Annotated in this window: 13 protein-coding genes and 2 riboswitches; of the genes, 6 read left to right on the forward strand and 7 right to left on the reverse strand. The window is 39.0% G+C overall.

Annotation, left to right across the window (positions count from 1 at the left end; all coding sequences use genetic code 11):
• Window positions 1-84 precede the first annotated feature (84 nt).
• From AC1UFB_RS05745 to AC1UFB_RS05755, 3 genes are all read right to left on the reverse strand, one after another.
• Window positions 85-1278 carry a bifunctional 3,4-dihydroxy-2-butanone-4-phosphate synthase/GTP cyclohydrolase II gene (locus AC1UFB_RS05745; protein WP_061786322.1) on the reverse strand — a complete coding sequence of 398 codons (1194 nt, stop codon included), beginning with the start codon at window positions 1276-1278 and terminating at the stop codon, window positions 85-87.
• Between the two features lie 16 nt (window positions 1279-1294).
• A complete protein-coding gene (gene ribE, locus AC1UFB_RS05750) occupies window positions 1295-1951 on the reverse strand; it encodes a riboflavin synthase (protein WP_100348194.1) in 657 nt (218 codons plus the stop codon).
• A 216-nt stretch (window positions 1952-2167) separates the two neighbouring features.
• Window positions 2168-2315, reverse strand: a riboswitch (FMN riboswitch).
• Window positions 2316-2408: 93 nt separating this feature from the next.
• Window positions 2409-3437: a YkvI family membrane protein gene (locus AC1UFB_RS05755; RefSeq protein ID WP_100347424.1), complete on the reverse strand. Its 1029-nt coding sequence runs from the start codon at window positions 3435-3437 to the stop codon at window positions 2409-2411.
• A 199-nt stretch (window positions 3438-3636) separates the two neighbouring features.
• Between AC1UFB_RS05755 and AC1UFB_RS05760 the strand changes: the two genes are divergently transcribed.
• From AC1UFB_RS05760 to AC1UFB_RS05785, 6 genes are all read left to right on the forward strand, one after another.
• Entirely contained in the window at window positions 3637-4539 is a 903-nt protein-coding gene (locus tag AC1UFB_RS05760; protein WP_025909178.1) for an aldo/keto reductase, read from the forward strand.
• A 176-nt stretch (window positions 4540-4715) separates the two neighbouring features.
• Window positions 4716-4859 carry a hypothetical protein gene (locus tag AC1UFB_RS05765; RefSeq protein ID WP_482588717.1) on the forward strand — a complete coding sequence of 48 codons (144 nt, stop codon included), beginning with the start codon at window positions 4716-4718 and terminating at the stop codon, window positions 4857-4859.
• A 213-nt stretch (window positions 4860-5072) separates the two neighbouring features.
• Window positions 5073-5175: riboswitch (SAM riboswitch) on the forward strand.
• 111 nt (window positions 5176-5286) lie between these two features.
• A complete protein-coding gene (locus AC1UFB_RS05770) occupies window positions 5287-7125 on the forward strand; it encodes a bifunctional homocysteine S-methyltransferase/methylenetetrahydrofolate reductase (RefSeq protein WP_328101538.1) in 1839 nt (612 codons plus the stop codon).
• Window positions 7126-10569 carry a methionine synthase gene (gene metH, locus AC1UFB_RS05775; protein ID WP_482588719.1) on the forward strand — a complete coding sequence of 1148 codons (3444 nt, stop codon included), beginning with the start codon at window positions 7126-7128 and terminating at the stop codon, window positions 10567-10569.
• A gap of 176 nt (window positions 10570-10745) precedes the next feature.
• Window positions 10746-12182, forward strand: a complete 1437-nt coding sequence (locus AC1UFB_RS05780) for a carbon starvation CstA family protein (protein ID WP_025909175.1) — start codon at window positions 10746-10748, stop codon at window positions 12180-12182.
• Between the two features lie 127 nt (window positions 12183-12309).
• Complete coding sequence (locus AC1UFB_RS05785) at window positions 12310-13113, forward strand: Cof-type HAD-IIB family hydrolase (RefSeq protein ID WP_025909174.1); 804 nt, start codon at window positions 12310-12312, stop codon at window positions 13111-13113.
• A 32-nt stretch (window positions 13114-13145) separates the two neighbouring features.
• Here AC1UFB_RS05785 and AC1UFB_RS05790 read toward each other — a convergent pair whose 3' ends face one another.
• From AC1UFB_RS05790 to AC1UFB_RS05805, 4 genes are all read right to left on the reverse strand, one after another.
• A complete protein-coding gene (locus tag AC1UFB_RS05790; protein ID WP_326046558.1) occupies window positions 13146-13352 on the reverse strand; it encodes a hypothetical protein in 207 nt (68 codons plus the stop codon).
• A gap of 51 nt (window positions 13353-13403) precedes the next feature.
• Entirely contained in the window at window positions 13404-13736 is a 333-nt protein-coding gene (locus tag AC1UFB_RS05795) for a hypothetical protein (RefSeq protein ID WP_226372988.1), read from the reverse strand.
• 462 nt (window positions 13737-14198) lie between these two features.
• Entirely contained in the window at window positions 14199-15494 is a 1296-nt protein-coding gene (locus AC1UFB_RS05800; protein WP_025909171.1) for an NCS2 family permease, read from the reverse strand.
• A gap of 189 nt (window positions 15495-15683) precedes the next feature.
• On the reverse strand, window positions 15684-17000 hold the full coding sequence (locus AC1UFB_RS05805) for a short-chain fatty acid transporter (RefSeq protein ID WP_482588722.1): 1317 nt from the start codon (window positions 16998-17000) through the stop codon (window positions 15684-15686).
• Window positions 17001-17008 lie beyond the last annotated feature (8 nt).

Raw genomic sequence — 17008 nt, forward strand, 5'->3', positions numbered from 1 at the left:
TGCAAAGATAAAATTACTGAAAATTTAGATTTTTATAAAGCGCTGAATTATTTTAATGCGACACTAGTGGTGTAAATTAAATAATTAAAAATGTAATAAGTGACCTAGTTTCGTCGCTTTTGTATTTAAATATTTCTCATTTTCGGCTTCCTTTGGCATTTCAATTGGAAGACGTTCAACTACCTCAAGATCATAACCTTTTAAACCGGTAATTTTACGCGGGTTATTGGTTAAAAGCTTCATCTTTTTCACGCCTAAATCCTTTAAAATTTGCGCACCAATCCCATATTCACGAAGGTCATCAGCAAACCCTAATTTTTCATTAGCCTCAACCGTGTCATATCCCTGCTCTTGCAGTTCATATGCTTTTAATTTATTTATTAACCCAATACCTCTTCCTTCTTGACGCATATAAAGAAGGATTCCCGATTGTTCCTCTTCAATTTTTGACAGTGCTGCATGAAGCTGTGGTCCACAATCGCAGCGTTTGGATCCAAAAATATCGCCAGTTAAACACTCAGAATGAACACGAACAAGAACAGGTTCTTCGGGATTAATTTTACCTTTTACAATAGCTACATGTTCTTTATCATCAATTTTATTTGTATATCCAATCGCCTTAAAGTCACCAAAAGCAGTTGGTAATTGAATTTCTACCTCGCGCTTTACAAGCTCATCATGCTTGCGACGATATGCAATAAGATCTTTAATTGTAATCATTTTTAAGTCAAATTGCTCTGCGATCACAGCAAGGTCTGCCACGCGTGCCATAGTTCCATCTTCTTTCATGATTTCACAAATAACACCCGCAGGCTTACCTCCAGCAAGAAGTGCTAAGTCAACGGCAGCTTCTGTATGACCTGCACGTCGTAATACTCCTCCTTTTTTCGCAATTAAAGGAAATACGTGACCCGGTCTACGAAAGTCTGTAGCTTTAGCTTTATCATCAATTAATGCTTGAATGGTTGCCGAACGCTCATGAGCACTAATTCCCGTTGTTGTTGATACATGATCAACACTAACAGTAAAAGCTGTACCATGCATATCCGTATTGGTTGTTACCATAGGATTAAGCTCTAATTTAGCAGCAACTTCTTCTGTGATTGGTGTACAAATCAAACCTCGACCATGCGTTGCCATGAAGTTAACGATTTCGGGAGTAGTCGTTTCAGCTAGTGAAATAAAATCCCCTTCGTTTTCGCGGTCTTCATCATCACAAACAATAACCACTTTACCTTTTTTTAAATCATCAATTGCTTCTTCTACTGTGTGAAACATTTTTCTCACCTCTCTTTTAATTTGTAAACCCGTGCTTTTCGAGTAAACTTTGCATATTGGAAGGGTTCGGTGCAGGAGCAGATGAAGGTTTCATCATCATTTCTTTAATATATTTGGCTAACATATCACATTCAATGTTAACAACATCTCCTCGTTCTTTTCTTCCAATAATTGTTTCTTTGGCAGTATGCGGAATTAAAGAAATTGTAAAAGAATGATCTGTAACATTAAATATCGTTAAGCTTGTCCCATCAACAGTAACAGAGCCCTTTAACATCATATAATGACGAAGGCTAGGGTCTACTTTAATTTCATAATATACAGCATTGCCTCTTCGCTCTTTATTCACAATTGTACCGATACCATCAACATGCCCACTCACAAAATGACCACCAAACCGTCCATTTGCGCTCATCGCACGCTCTAAATTAACCTTTGAGCCCACGGTCAATAATTGGAGCGTACTCGCTTTGATCGTTTCAGGCATCACGTCAACGGTAAATCGATTAGTTGAAAATGAAGTTACTGTCAGACACACACCATTAACTGCAATACTGTCTCCTAGAGACACATCCTGTAGGACAACATGTGCTTCAATAGTTAATACAATTGCTTCTTTTCCTTTGTTAATTTGTTTCACTTGACCAATTTCTTCAATAATTCCTGTAAACATTCTTTCACCTTCTTTCCCCATACAATGTACGCAAAAAGCCCCCTTAAACAAGTGTCCAAGGGGGTTGTTTTTAGAATCAGTGTATACAAAGCATCCACAAACAAGATAGCACTTAATAGCCATCTCACTTTGCGATATACTAAATAAGCAGTTGGATATAACGGTTTTCTAAAAAAGCCATTACGCCTATGTAATCGCTACACATCCACTGTGCTCCTGATCCTTCTCCCATCCAGACTTTTACTGTCGGCTCTAGATTTTAACTAGATCCACCGTTATCGAAAAATACGAAAACGGGTCACGGGCTTAAAGGCATTGCCTTATCACCGCCGGTTGGGACTTACACCCGACCCCGAAGGATATTTATGTCGACAATATCTGTCGAATTTGACCTTATTATAGCAAAGCTTTAAACAGTTGTCACACTTTTTAACACATTTTCACTTAACTTACAGAGTTAACTTTTTTCTTTTTTGATACAGAGCATAACTAAAAGTGCTAATCCAATATAGCCGAAAATCGGATACAGCACCTTCAACAACTCTCCATACCCAACCTGTGCAACTAGAAAACATAGCGCAAAGATAAAGGCAAAAGCTCGCTGATTTGAGATTGGCAATATGGATTGAATCTGTCTAGCAATTCCAAATACATTTCCAATTAGTGTGGTGAAAATCTCTCCAAAAACTACTAGTAAAAAGAGCCAATTAACGAAAAGGCCAATATGTTTTGCTACTTCACTCATTGGAATATCTAAATGGTATGCATACGGCAAGTTTGAAAGAGCTAAATGCGTTGCCACCATCATAAATGTTAAACCAATTCCTCCTAAAACCGCACCGTTTTTAATGACTTTTCTATCTTTCACTTCGCTTCCTAAAGGAACAAGGACGGCTTGTGCTAATGCTAAATTAAGAGCCACATACAAAAAAGGACTAATCAGCCAGTTCCAATCCCCTTGAAAATGAACCGTTGACACTTGTAAAAATGAAAAATCAGGAGCGTGTGGAATAAAGATTAAAATTGAAAAAGCAAGCATCATTGGCACTACAAGTGAATTAACAAATAGTAACCCATTAATTCCTTTGGACACTGATATGTATGCTAAACCAATTGTAAGAAGCATACCCACCTGTGGCCAAAGTCCAAACTGTTCGGCTGCAATTGCTCCCGTACTCGCTAGCATAACGGATGTGACTCCAAACAAAATAATAATGGTAAATCCATTAATCAGCTTCCCCATAAATGTACCGAATAGATGCGTATTTAACGTTTGATAAGACGTTGCATCAATCGATTGTGCAATAAGCATCATTTTTGACCCTAACCAAATAAAGAACAAACCGCTAATTAAAATTCCGAATAAACCCATTGAGCCATACTGAGTAAAAAATTGAACAATTTCTTTACCCGTTGCAAACCCAGCCCCCACTACCGTACCGATATAGGTAGCAGCTACTTGTAGCGTCAGCTTCCATTTACTCAAGTTCTCCACCTCATTTTCTTGGAACTCACTATTTTTTAATCTTTATGACAACATGTCTTATCGCTCAGAAAAGCAGCTTGTACTAAACTATATGTAGAGGCAAAGTAAAAATGACGAATCTTTAAAGATGTAATCGCTTTATCTACCTGTTATAATCAAAGCGAATTTACTATCTAGTTCTTTTGAAAGGGTTGAAGGTATGCAATACATAAAGCTAGCGGAAGATTTAAAGTTTTCAAGAATTATTCATGGGTTATGGCGTTTAGCCGATTGGAACTTATCAACAAATGATACGCAAACTCTAATTGAACAATGCTTAGATCGAGGTATTACTACATTTGACCATGCGGATATTTATGGTAACTACAGCTGTGAAAAGTTATTTGGGCAAGCGTTAGCGCAAAAGCCTTCTTTACGCGAGTCTATGCAGCTTGTTACAAAATGTGGCATTAAGCTAACGTCTGATAAATATCCAGAGCGTAAAATTAATTTTTATGATACGAGCAAAGAACATATCATCAACAGCGCCAACCAGTCATTAAAGAATTTAAATACGGACTATATAGATGTTTTACTCCTCCACCGTCCAGATCCTTTTATGGATCCACAAGAAGTAGCAGATGCGTTTATTCAGCTTAAAGAAGAAGGAAAAGTACGCTACTTTGGAGTCTCGAACTTTAAACGTTCACAGTTTGATTTACTTCAATCGTTCTTACCTTTTTCACTTATTACGAATCAAATTGAAGTCTCGCCTACTTATTTAAACCATTTTGAAGAAGGCACAATTGAACAATGCCAGCAGCATAAGATAGCGCCAATGGCTTGGTCACCACTAGGTGGCGGCTCCATCTTCACTGCTGAAGATGAGCGTTCCATTCGCGTTCGAAACAAGCTAACAGAAATCGGTGAAGAAATTGGAGCGAAATCGTTAGATCAAGTTGTCTATGCTTGGTTACTAGCTCACCCAGCTACTATTATGCCGATTGTCGGGTCTGGAAAAATGAACCGCATTGATGTAGCTATTCAAGCGTTGGACTTAAAGGTGAATCGCATGCAGTGGTTCCAAATTTTAGAGGCTTCTAAAGGACGACCTGTTGATTAAACCTATTTAGATAATTTCTTTTCTAACACGTAGATTTCAACAATTTAATTCAATGCACTCCGAGGCTGAGAAATAAGTAATTCAGCCAATGATAAACCTGAACGGTTGAGAGTTCCTCACTTTTAATCGTTCAGGTTTTTTATTGATTGTGAAAACAATGTTGAAAATAGGCTGGAATGAAGCGTAGCGTAGGACACTCGACTCCTGCGGGAAAGAGAGGGAAAACTGAGATCCCAAAGCGCAGGGAGGAAGCTCTGGTTCCTCCCCCCGGAAAGCGAGTGGCCATAGCGCAATGGAACGAACGTGTTCTGACAACGTAAAGAGGTGCGAAAAGGGAGTGTTGGTATTTTTGGAAATTTGTTTTGTTATGCCCACCCTCTTCTTATGATTTATTAGTGAAATTTTCGAAATTGTCTTGTATAATATACAAAAATCAGATAAATTAGATAATAAGATTAAATTTCATCTTTATCGTTCGTTTCTTTTTAAGTAAACATATCGCAGAATGAACTAAAATAATAATCATATATGGATTCTTATCACGAGAGGTGGAGGGACTGGCCCTTTGAAACCTCAGCAACCAGTCGAAATGACATGGTGCTAAATCCAGCAAGCAAATCGCTTGGAAGATAAGAAGAAGAAATAAAGTCTTCTTCTTACAGAAGGCTTTTTTTGTTAATTCATTTTCTTTTTTTATTTGAACACAACTGATAACAGATGAAATAGAACGTTTAAGGAGGTTTTCAAATGGGGTTACTTGAAGATTTACAATCACGCATTTTAATAGGAGATGGTGCAACTGGTACCCTTCTGTATTCACATGGAATTGATAGCTGCTTTGAAGAGCTAAACATCACAAAAAAAGAAGAGATTCAGCGCATTCATCGTGCATATGTAGAAGCAGGTGCAGATGTCATTCAAACCAATACATATGCTGCCAATTATCAAAAGCTTGCACGATATGGTTTAGAAGATGCTGTCAAAGATATTAACATTTCAGCCGTCAGAATTGCAAAGCAAGCTGCTAAGAAAGATGCATACGTGGTCGGTACACTAGGAGGCATTCGCTCATTTCAAAAAAATTCCATCTCAACAGAAGAAGTAAAACGAAGCATTCGCGAGCAGCTATTTTGGCTGTTAAATGAAGGCGTTGACGGCTTGCTATTTGAAACATACTACGATTTTGAAGAATTAAAAACGGTGTTGTCCTTGGCTAGAAAAGAGACATCAAAACCAATCATTACGCATGTTTCACTCCATGATATTGGCGTATTGCAAAATGGAACATCCCTTTATGATGCGTTTCAAGAGTTAGAATCTTTAGGTGCAGATGTTGTCGGTCTGAACTGTCGTTTAGGCCCTTCTCATATGATTCAATCGCTTGAAGAAGTTCCGCTTTTAGATCGTGCTTTCTTATCAGCTTATCCAAATGCAAGCTTACCAGCTTATGTAGAAGGAAAAGTGGAGTACGCTACAAATCAAGATTATTTCGTTGAAAGCGCCAAAGCTTTTCGCAATCAAGGCGTTCGTTTAGTAGGTGGATGCTGCGGTACTACGCCCGCTCATGTTCAAGCGATGTCACAAGCATTGAAGCATGAAAAGCCTATTACGCAAAAGAAAGTAAAGATTAGACCAGTTGTAGAAATCAAAGAACAAGAACAAACAAAGGAACCACACCTCCATGATCTTGTGAAAGAAAGGCGTTCAATTATCGTTGAGCTTGATCCACCAAAACAGCTCGGACCAACAAAATTTTTAGATGGTGCAAAAGCTCTTCATAAGGCTGGTGTTGATGCGGTTACCCTTGCAGATAATTCTTTGGCATCACCTCGAGTAAGCAACTTAGCAATGGCATCGCTTATCCAGCAGCAAACGGATGCTCGACCGCTTGTTCATATTACGTGTCGTGACCGTAACTTAATCGGACTTCAATCCCATTTAATGGGACTTCATACACTTGGCATTAACCAAGTATTAGCCATTACAGGAGATCCATCAAAGATTGGAGATTTCCCTGGAGCTACGTCCGTTTATGATGTCTCTTCATTCGATTTAATTAGCTTAATTGCTCAATTTAATGAAGGATTATCCTATTCAGGAAAGCCACTTGGACAAAAAACCAATTTTTCAATCGCAGCGGCATTTAACCCAAACGTTCGACATTTAGACCGTGCAGTTGTCAGACTTGAAAAGAAAATTTCATACGGTGCTCACTATTTTATTACACAGCCGCTATACTCAACAAAACAAATTGAAGAAGTGTACGAAGCAACGAAACATTTAGATGCTCCAATTTATATCGGCATCATGCCACTAACAAGTGCTCGTAACGCTCGCTTCATTCATCATGAAGTACCCGGAATTAAATTGTCGGAAGATATTTTAGCACGCATGGATGCTACTGGAGAAGATCGAATTAAAGGTGAAGTTGAAGGATTAGCAATTGCAAAAGACTTAATCGATACTGCCTATGAATTATTTAATGGTATCTATTTGATTACACCGTTTTTGCGCTACGAAATGACCGAGATTTTAACTCGTTATATCAACGATAAACAGCTTGTAACGACAGAAAGGAAGAACTAAATGACCTCATTAATTCAAGAACAATTACAAAAGCGAATATTAATTATTGATGGTGCAATGGGAACCATGATTCAAGACGCAAATTTAACAGCTGCTGATTTTGGTGGCGAAGAGTACGATGGTTGTAATGAGTATTTAACCCTAACAGCTCCTCACGTTATTCAGCGTATTCACGAAGAATATTTCGCTGCAGGTGCTGATATTATTGAAACCAATACGTTTGGCTCTACTTCCATTGTATTAGATGAGTACGATTTAGGTCACCTTGCCTACGAGCTAAACATCGAAGCTGTAAAGCTAGCGGTGGCAGCACGAGATAAGTTTTCAACGCCTGAGTGGCCAAGGTTTGTAGCCGGAGCTATTGGTCCTACAACAAAAACATTGTCGGTAACGGGCGGAGTTACCTTTCAAGAATTGGTCGAGTCGTACGAAGAACAAGTTCGTGGATTATTAGACGGTGGCGTTGACCTCCTTCTGGTGGAGACGTGTCAAGATATGCTAAACGTAAAAGCCGCTTTTTTAGGAATTACAGCTGCATTTGAAGCATCGGGCAAAGAGCTTCCTATTATGATTTCAGGAACAATCGAACCGATGGGAACGACGCTGGCGGGCCAAGATATTGAATCTTTCTATCTATCATTAGAGCATATCAAGCCTCTATCTGTTGGCTTAAATTGTGCTACTGGCCCTGAGTTTATGACGGATCATATTCGCTCTTTATCTGAATTAGCAACGTCTGCTGTTAGCTGTTACCCAAATGCTGGCCTTCCAGATGAAGAAGGTAACTACCATGAATCACCTGAACTTCTTGCTCAAAAAATTAAAAGCTTTGCGGACAAAGGTTGGTTGAATTTTGTTGGTGGCTGTTGCGGTACTACGCCTGCTCACATTAAGGCGTTGGCTGAAGCTGTGAAAGACGTCTCTCCTCGTCCATTAAATCGACCTGAGCATAACCATGCTGTTTCTGGAATTGAGTCATTAATTTACGATGACTCCATGCGTCCTTTGTTTGTAGGTGAACGTACCAACGTTATCGGCTCACGTAAATTTAAGCGCCTTATTGCAGAAGGAAAGATTGAAGAAGCTTCTGAAATCGCGCGCGCTCAAGTAAAAAATGGTGCACATGTTATTGATATTTGCTTAGCCGATCCCGATCGCGATGAAATTGAAGATATGGAACTGTTTATCCAAGAGGTTGTGAAAAAAGTCAAAGTCCCTCTTGTTATTGATTCAACGGACGAAGCCGTAATTGAACGTGCCCTCACCTACTCACAGGGTAAAGCAATTATTAACTCCATTAACTTAGAAGATGGCGAAGAGCGGTTCGATGCCATCTTACCGCTTGTAAAAAAATTCGGTGCTGCTCTTGTGGTTGGTACAATTGATGAAGAAGGTATGGCGGTTACCGCTGAGCGAAAGCTTGAAATTGCGAAGCGCTCACACGATTTACTGGTTCAAAAACATGGATTCAACCCTAAAGATATTATTTTTGATCCGCTTGTTTTCCCTGTTGGTACAGGTGACGAACAGTATATTGGCTCTGCGGAAGAAACGGTAAAAGGAATTAAAATGATTAAAGAAGCATTGCCTGACTGTCAAACAATTCTCGGCGTCAGTAACGTATCGTTTGGCTTACCGCCTGTTGGGCGTGAAGTGCTAAACGCTGTATACCTCTATCACTGTACGCAAGCTGGTCTTGACTATGCCATTGTAAATACTGAAAAGTTAGAGCGCTATGCGTCCATCCCTGAAGCAGAAATTAAGCTAGCAGACGCGTTACTGTTTACTACTAACGATGAAACGTTAAGCTCGTTTACAGACTTTTATCGTGATAAAAAGAAAGAGTCAAAAATCGAAGTATCGAATTTAAACCTTGAAGAACGTTTAGCTATGTATATTGTAGAAGGAACAAAAGAAGGACTGCTCCCGGATCTGCAAGAAGCGCTTGCTAAATATGATGACCCATTGGATATTATTAACGGTCCATTAATGAATGGAATGGCAGAGGTTGGGCGCTTGTTTAATGATAACCAGCTAATCGTCGCCGAAGTTCTCCAAAGTGCTGAAGTCATGAAAGCATCCGTTGCCTTTTTAGAGCCGCATATGGAAGCGTCAGAAAACGATTCTGGTAAAGGGAAAGTGATTTTAGCTACAGTTAAAGGTGATGTACATGATATCGGTAAAAATTTAGTCGACATTATTTTAAGCAACAACGGATTTAAAGTGGTCGATTTAGGAATTAAAGTAACGCCTCAACAGCTCATTGAAGCTGTGCAAAAGGAAAAGCCTGATATCATTGGGTTATCCGGCCTACTAGTAAAATCAGCTCAGCAGATGGTATTAACAGCTCAGGATCTTACACAATCTAAGATCAACGTGCCTATTATGGTAGGAGGCGCTGCGCTATCTCGTAAGTTTACTGATTTTAAAATTGCACCTGAATACGAAGGTGCTGTTCTATATGCTAAAGACGCAATGGATGGCTTATCGCTTGCCAATAAGCTTCAGGACAAAGAAGAGATTACACAGCTTCTTGAAGATTTAAAAGCTCGTCAAGAAAAGAAAGTCACGTTTAAAGAGCGAAAACATCAGGAAAACACAACTGCAACAGCCGTGTTACAACGGTCTGCTGTATCAACGGATGCTCCGGTGTTTATTCCATCTGATTTAAAACGTCACGTTGTGAAGCATTACGATTTGGCGCAAGTTTTACCCTACATTAACTGGCAAATGCTTTTAGGCCATCATCTGGGACTTAAAGGTAAAGTTAATAAATTACTTGCTGAAAAAGATGAACGAGCCGTTCAATTAAAAGAAACGGTAGATGAATTGCTGGAATTAGCTCTAAAGGAAAACTTAATTAAGCCAGCTGTTATCTATCAATTCTTCCCTGCGCAGTCAGATGGAAATGATTTAATTATCTATGACCCTTCTGACCAGAAGACAGAAATTGAGCGCTTCACGTTCCCGCGTCAAGAGAAAGGACAGTTCTTGTGCTTATCTGATTTTGCCAAGCCTGTTGAGAAAGAAATGGATTATGTCTGCTTCTTCTCAGTTACAGCCGGTACAGGAATCCGCGAACGTGCCGCTCAGTTTAAAGAAAACGGTGAGTTTCTAAAGAGTCACGTTTTCCAAGCGCTAGCACTTGAACTAGCAGAAGGCTTGGCAGAACGTGTTCATCAACAAATTCGAGACCGTTGGGGCTTCCCTGACTCTCCAGATTTTACTATGGCAGAAAGATTTTCAGCTAAGTATCAAGGACAACGCTTCTCTTTTGGCTACCCGGCATGTCCAGACTTAGAAGATCAAGCCAAGCTATTTAAGTTGATTGAGCCTGAAGATATAGGTATTCAACTTACGGACGGCTTTATGATGGAGCCTGAGGCTTCCGTTACCGCTCTTGTGTTCGCTCATCCAGAAGCTAAATATTTTAACGTCCTATAATAAATAAAGAAAAATCCATCGTTATCTAACGGTGGATTTTTCCTATTCAAACATTAAAAAACTAAAAAAATTAACTTTTCTAAAAAAATACCTTGTCACCTCCTCTGACATTTGTTAGGATAAGAATATTAAATTTTCAAACAATTAAAACTTTTATTTTTTAGGAGGATGTTCACATGGTTACTTTTTTCGCTTCTATTGCCCTTTTAATCGGGGGATATGCCATTTACTCAAAAGTGGTTGAGCGAATTTTCGTTATAGATCCAAACAAACAAACACCAGCGTATGAAAAGTTTGATTCATTAGACTACGTTCCGATGAAATGGTGGAAAGGTTCATTAATTCAACTCTTAAACATCGCAGGTCTTGGCCCCATCTTCGGAGCCGTTATGGGCGCTTTATACGGACCGGTAGCGTTCATCTGGATTGTCATCGGCTGTATCTTTGCAGGAGCTGTACATGATTACTTCTCTGGTATGCTATCTCTTCGCCATGGTGGAGCACAGTACCCAGCTCTAGTTGGTAAATATCTTGGAGCAAATATGAGAAAGATCATCAATGTCGTTTCTCTTGTGCTTATGATTTTAGTAGCGGCAGCTTTCACAGCTGGTCCAGCTCAGTTAATTACAAGCGTTACATCTTTACCTTTTATCGTATCGCTAATTATTATTTTTGCTTACTTTATTTTAGCGACGGTCCTACCTGTTAATAAAATTATTGGAAGAATTTATCCTTTATTCGGTGCAGTATTGATTTTCATGGCTGTCTCAATTGCATTTGCACTTATTTTCATTTCAAAAGAATCTGTACCAAATTTAACATTAGAAAACCTTCATCCACAAGAGCTGCCGATTTGGCCTCTATTAATGGTAACTATCTCATGTGGTGCTATTTCGGGCTTTCACTGTACGCAAAGTCCAATTGTTGCTCGTACACTAAAAAATGAAAAAGACGGACGCAAAGTATTTTTCGGCGCGATGATTGGAGAAGGAGTTATCACCTTAATTTGGGCAGCAGCTGCAATGACATTCTTCAACGGAACAGGTGGCCTTCAAGAAGCACTTGCTGCTGGTGGACCATCTGCGGTAGTAAATGAAATCTCAACATCGTGGCTTGGAACATTAGGAGGCATTCTCGCTATTTTAGGTGTTATCATTCTACCAATTACAACTGGGGATACGGCATTACGTTCATCTCGTATGATTTTAGAGGATCTTGTTAGTAAGAACCATAAAGAAGAAAAAGGAAATAAAAAAGCAACGTTTATTTATACATTATCCGTTGCGGTTCCAGCTTTTTATCTATCAACAATTGATTATTCATTCCTTTGGAGATACGTTGGCTGGACCAATCAAGTCGTTGCCACTGTCATGCTATGGACAGCTACCATTTACTTGCTTCAACATGCTAAAAACCATTGGATTTGCGGAATTCCATCTATGTTTATGACGGCGGTAGTTTGTTGCTATATCTTCTATGCTCCAGAAGGTTTAGGGTTAGATTATGGTTTATCAATGGGTATTGGTACAGTTCTTACTTTATTCGTAGGCGGTTGGTATATTAAACAGATTCGTACTTATACTAATCAAAACATTAATACACAAGTAGCATGATAAAAAGGCTTCCGATTCGAGGAAGCCTTTTTATATGAAATACAAGCGTTTTCTTGATACAATAAATACGCATGTATACTACTATTTATAAGAATATGACCGGTTCATTGAAAGGAGCTTTTTTAAGTTGATCAAACTATTTGTCAGCGACCTTGACGGTACGTTGCTTCATCAGGAAAAATATGTTGAAACACATAATATTGAAGCGTTAGTAAAGCTTCAAGAAAGCAATATTGATGTTTGTTTAGCATCAGGACGAATGGATAGTGAAATTCTAAAAATTTCGTCTGATATTCAAAATAACTTTCATCGAATTAGTCAAAATGGTGCGTTTGTTTGGACAAGAGATAATCATTCACTACACGCTAAGGTATTTGAAAGTGAGTTAGCTTCCAGCCTATACAAACAAACGCTAAATCCTAACCACGTCGTCTTAGTTTGTTCAAACGATACGAACTATGTAGAAACGAAAACCGACGTCATTAATGAAATTGAAAAGCATATGTTTTTCCCAATTGAGGAGCAGGAAAATATGCTCGACTCTTTTGGATTAAACCTCTCGCCATCTAAAATTACAATCCTTGGAGACCACTCAGAATTGGTAGCTCTTCAAGCTGATTTAACACATCAGTTTAAAGAGCAAATTGATGCCTACATTTCTGCCAAAAACTGTTTGGATATCATGCCAAAGCACATCAGCAAAGGAAATGCTATTCAAATCTTACTAGATCATTTAGGTTTACAACCTGAAGAAGTAGCATGCGTGGGTGATTCCTTTAATGATATTCCAATGTTTCACTTAACGCCGAATAGCTTTGCGATGGCCACAGCTCCTGAAGAAGTGAAAAAACACGCTTCTGCTGTTGTTTCATCCGTCAGTGAAGCAGCGGAAATTGTTTTAGCACGAAATAATAGCATCCCTACTAAATAAGAAAAAGTGCGAAGCGCCTGCCTCGCACTTTTTTAATGTCTCTTCCAAACTGCCCGGAGGTATTCTCCTAGGCTGTGCTGAGCACCATTACCTGTCTTGCCTGCTTTTACAAGAGCCTGAATACGTTCTCTCCTAACAATCGTTAAGATCAGCGTCATAAAAAACAGAATGGAAATTCCCATTACAAATAGCGCTAATAATGATGCTACAATGGTTTCTGGCATTGTTAAAGATGACAAATTTACCTCTCTCCTTTCTTTTTGTACAAAGGAAGGAGTTAGTTGAATCGCTTATCCTAAAAGATTCTTCTGTTCATATTCATTCTTTGCATACGATTTTAAATCCTGAATTTCTTGATATGCCCCTTCAAGACCTTGCTGTTTTGCTTTTTGATTCATATGGTTATACACCATCTTCACCTTACACACTGTTGCTTTAAGAGATGTTTCTGGGTTAGCATCTTCTTTTAAATGAACATTTGCCAAATCTACAATGGAGCGAGCTAATAACTCGACGCTATTGCGCAGCTCAACTTCGTTATAGACCGCACGATCTTGAAGCTTAAAACGAATAATCTCATTTGCTAACTCCCTCACACGTACAAACTGCTGCTGTTCATTCATAGTATTTCCGCAGTAAGAAACTTATACCCCACTCTTTAGGCGTAATAAGTAACTAGACTTCTTACCGCTGAGCTCCCCCTTTTATTAGGCCTAGTCTGCTTTTGATAAATAAAAAACGCTTTTCTTATGTTATTTTACTATTAGATATTCGATAAAATAACTGCGTTTCCCTTTATCTCTTTCCCTTTAATTGCCGACATATTTTGCTTCTATTCCGACTTTAAATGCGCCAAAACATGATAAACAAACAGTAAAATCCCAACTGTTGTTAAAGTAGCTTCTACTGTTATAATAAGCGTCATGCTTTACGTATTAAGCACAGTCATCAAAAATAATCCTATCATCATAGGAAGCCCTAAGTTGTGCAACCACGCATGAATTTTGTCTACCTTATTCCTTCTTTTAGAAGTTTAAAATCATCCATTCAAATAAAAAAGCAGCTGGCAATCCAGCTGCTTAACTTTATGCAATATAATGTAAAACAAAGTTCAAGAAAAATAACAACGCAATTACGTACATGAAAGCGGATACTTCACGCATTCTGCCGATTGCAAGCTTTAAAAGCGGGTATGCAATAAAACCAAAAGCGATACCATCAGCAATGCTGTACGTGAGCGGAATTAGAGCGATAATTAAAAACGCTGGGAAACCTTCTGATAGATCTTGGAGGTTGATGTTCTTGATATTTTGAATCATCAAACCACCAATAACAATCAAAATCGGTGCAATTGCACTATCTGGAATAAGCTTAATAAATGGAATAAAGAACAGTGAGCTTAAAAATAACACGCCTGTAATTAAAGACGTAAGTCCCGTTCTTCCACCTGCTGCAATACCTGATGCTCCTTCAACTGAAGCAACAGTTGGGCTCGTGCCAAGGAGACCTGCCAAAGAGGCAGAAACAGCGTTTGCTTGAAAAGCTTTTGAAAACTTTTCCTGTTGGTCCATCATGCCTAATTGGCCATGAATTAATCCAATGTTCTCGAATACAAGTACCATGGTTAGCGAGAACACCGCAGCCCAAAACGTAATTTGTCCAAGCGCTGTAAACGAAAAGGCACCGAAACCTGCAAAAAATTCTTGAAAGCTTGTAGAGGTGCTGCCGTTCGATTGATTTTGAACACCAAACAACATTGCAATAAGCGTTCCAGCAATCATGCTGAGCAAAAAGTTTCCGCGTATATTTCGAATAAATAACACAATTGTAATCATCAATGTCAACAACGTACTAAGCACAAACGGATCTGATAGATTCCCTAATGCAACAAACGTTGTATCACTTGGAATAACCAATCCACCTTTTTGAAGCCCAATAAATGTTAAGAATAACCCGACTCCAACGGTAATTGCTTCTTTTAAAGAGTGCGGAATCGCAGCCACAAGCTTTGCAGATAGCCTTGAAAATGCAAGTAAAGTGAACAAAACGCCGGATATAAATACGGCAGCTAGTCCTTCTTGCCACGTTAATCCCATTGACTGTACCATTGTATACGTAAACAACGCGTTGATTCCCATACCTGGAACCAAAATAAGCGGGGCGTTTGCCCAAAACGCCATCAGTAAACAACCAATGACCGATACAGCCACCGTCGCAAAAATACCTGCTTCTAATGGGATGCCTGCATCTGATAAAATAGTTGAATTAATCGCAATGATATATACAATTGATAAAAAGGAAATAACGCCCGCAACGCTTTCTTTTCCAAGCGTTGTGTTATGATGCTTCAATTGAAACAAATTTTCTAATAACGCTTTCAAATTTTCTTCCTTCTTTTCTCAATATCCCTCACCCACCCAGTGTCTAAAAAAGCCACCGTGGCTATTATAGCAAAATCCGTGGCGGTTGCAAGAGAAATTTTACGTTTTCTACAGTATCGACTTCTACTGCATTTATAGTATCGGCATTTTTTGCATGCTTATCGATAACATCTTTTACTAATCGCTGTATTAAAAAATAAGCAATCCTAATGAAATAATGACGCCGCTTACTAACAAAATCATGACGCAATATCCCATGATATCTTTTGCTTTTAACCCAGCGATTGCAAGAGCAGGAAGCGCCCAAAATGGCTGAATCATATTCGTCCAAGCATCTCCCCAGGCTACTGCCATGGCAGCTTTTGCAGTTGGTACATCTAAAGCTTGAGCTGCGTCTAAAACTACCGGAGCCTGAACTGCCCACTGCCCTCCGCCGGACGGTACAAAAAAGTTAACAATTCCAGCACTCCAAAAAACAAACATCGCAAACGTTGTTTCAGTTGAAATCGAAACAAATGTTTCTGAAATCACAGTTGCTAACCCTGAAGATACCATGATGCCCATCAGCCCTGCATAGAATGGAAATTGAATAATAATGCCGCTTGTTCCTTTCACAGCTTCTGTTACCGCTTTCAAAAAATTACGAGGCGTTCCATGAAATAAAATTCCCAGAAACAGAAACAAAAAATTGACAATATCTAAATTTAATAAAAGTCCTTTTTCCACGAAGTAATAACCTAAAAATACGATTCCCGCAGCCCCAATTGTCAATGAAATAATTCGGCTATTCTCTAAACGTGCTGCGGGCGTCATATGCTCAACTTCAGCCGATGCTGCTTGAAAGTCTTTTAACAGGTCAGGATCTACTACAAATGCTTCTTCCTTTGGTGGCATCATTAATCTATTCACAATCGGTACGGCTACAAACAAGGCGGCTACAATCACTAAGTTAAATGTAGAAAAAATGGTTTGACTTGTTGGAATAAGTCCAATCATGTCTTCTGCAAAATGACCAGGTGTCGCAATCGTTAAAGGAACAGAACCGGAAAGTCCTCCATGCCAAATGACAAAGCCGCTGTATGCACTCGCAATTAATAAACGATAGTCGACATACTTCACTTGTTTCGCTAATTCCTTTGAAAATAACGCACCTACAACCAGCCCAAATCCCCAGTTTATAAAGCTTGCTAGTAATGAGATAATCGATACAAGTACCACTGCTTGTCCTGGAGTCGAAGGCAAGCTAGCAAGGCGCGTTAATCCTTTTTCACATAAAGGACTGCTTGCTAATACGTGCCCCGTAACTAATACTAGAATCATTTGCATAGAAAAAGCTAATAACCCCCAGAAACCTTCTCCCCAGTACTGCACTAGATTTATTGGGGTACTATCTGTAAAGATAAGCCCAAATCCAAACACTGCAAATGTTAGGATAATGACAAATAAAAATGGATCTGGTAAATACCTTTGCATAATCCCATTAAAAAAACCAACTATGTGTTTCATAGAAGTTC

This window comes from Priestia sp. KCTC 13724 (assembly GCF_056820425.1).

Coding starts and splice junctions, on each gene's coding strand:
- AC1UFB_RS05770 (WP_328101538.1), top strand. CDS start 5,287: ATGGGGTTACTTGAAGATTTACAATCACGCATTTTAATAGGAGATGGT.
- metH (WP_482588719.1), top strand. CDS start 7,126: ATGACCTCATTAATTCAAGAACAATTACAAAAGCGAATATTAATTATT.
- AC1UFB_RS05780 (WP_025909175.1), top strand. CDS start 10,746: ATGGTTACTTTTTTCGCTTCTATTGCCCTTTTAATCGGGGGATATGCC.
- AC1UFB_RS05765 (WP_482588717.1), top strand. CDS start 4,716: ATGAAGCGTAGCGTAGGACACTCGACTCCTGCGGGAAAGAGAGGGAAA.
- AC1UFB_RS05760 (WP_025909178.1), top strand. CDS start 3,637: ATGCAATACATAAAGCTAGCGGAAGATTTAAAGTTTTCAAGAATTATT.
- AC1UFB_RS05745 (WP_061786322.1), bottom strand. CDS start 1,278: ATGTTTCACACAGTAGAAGAAGCAATTGATGATTTAAAAAAAGGTAAA.
- ribE (WP_100348194.1), bottom strand. CDS start 1,951: ATGTTTACAGGAATTATTGAAGAAATTGGTCAAGTGAAACAAATTAAC.
- AC1UFB_RS05805 (WP_482588722.1), bottom strand. CDS start 17,000: ATGAAACACATAGTTGGTTTTTTTAATGGGATTATGCAAAGGTATTTA.
- AC1UFB_RS05795 (WP_226372988.1), bottom strand. CDS start 13,736: ATGAATGAACAGCAGCAGTTTGTACGTGTGAGGGAGTTAGCAAATGAG.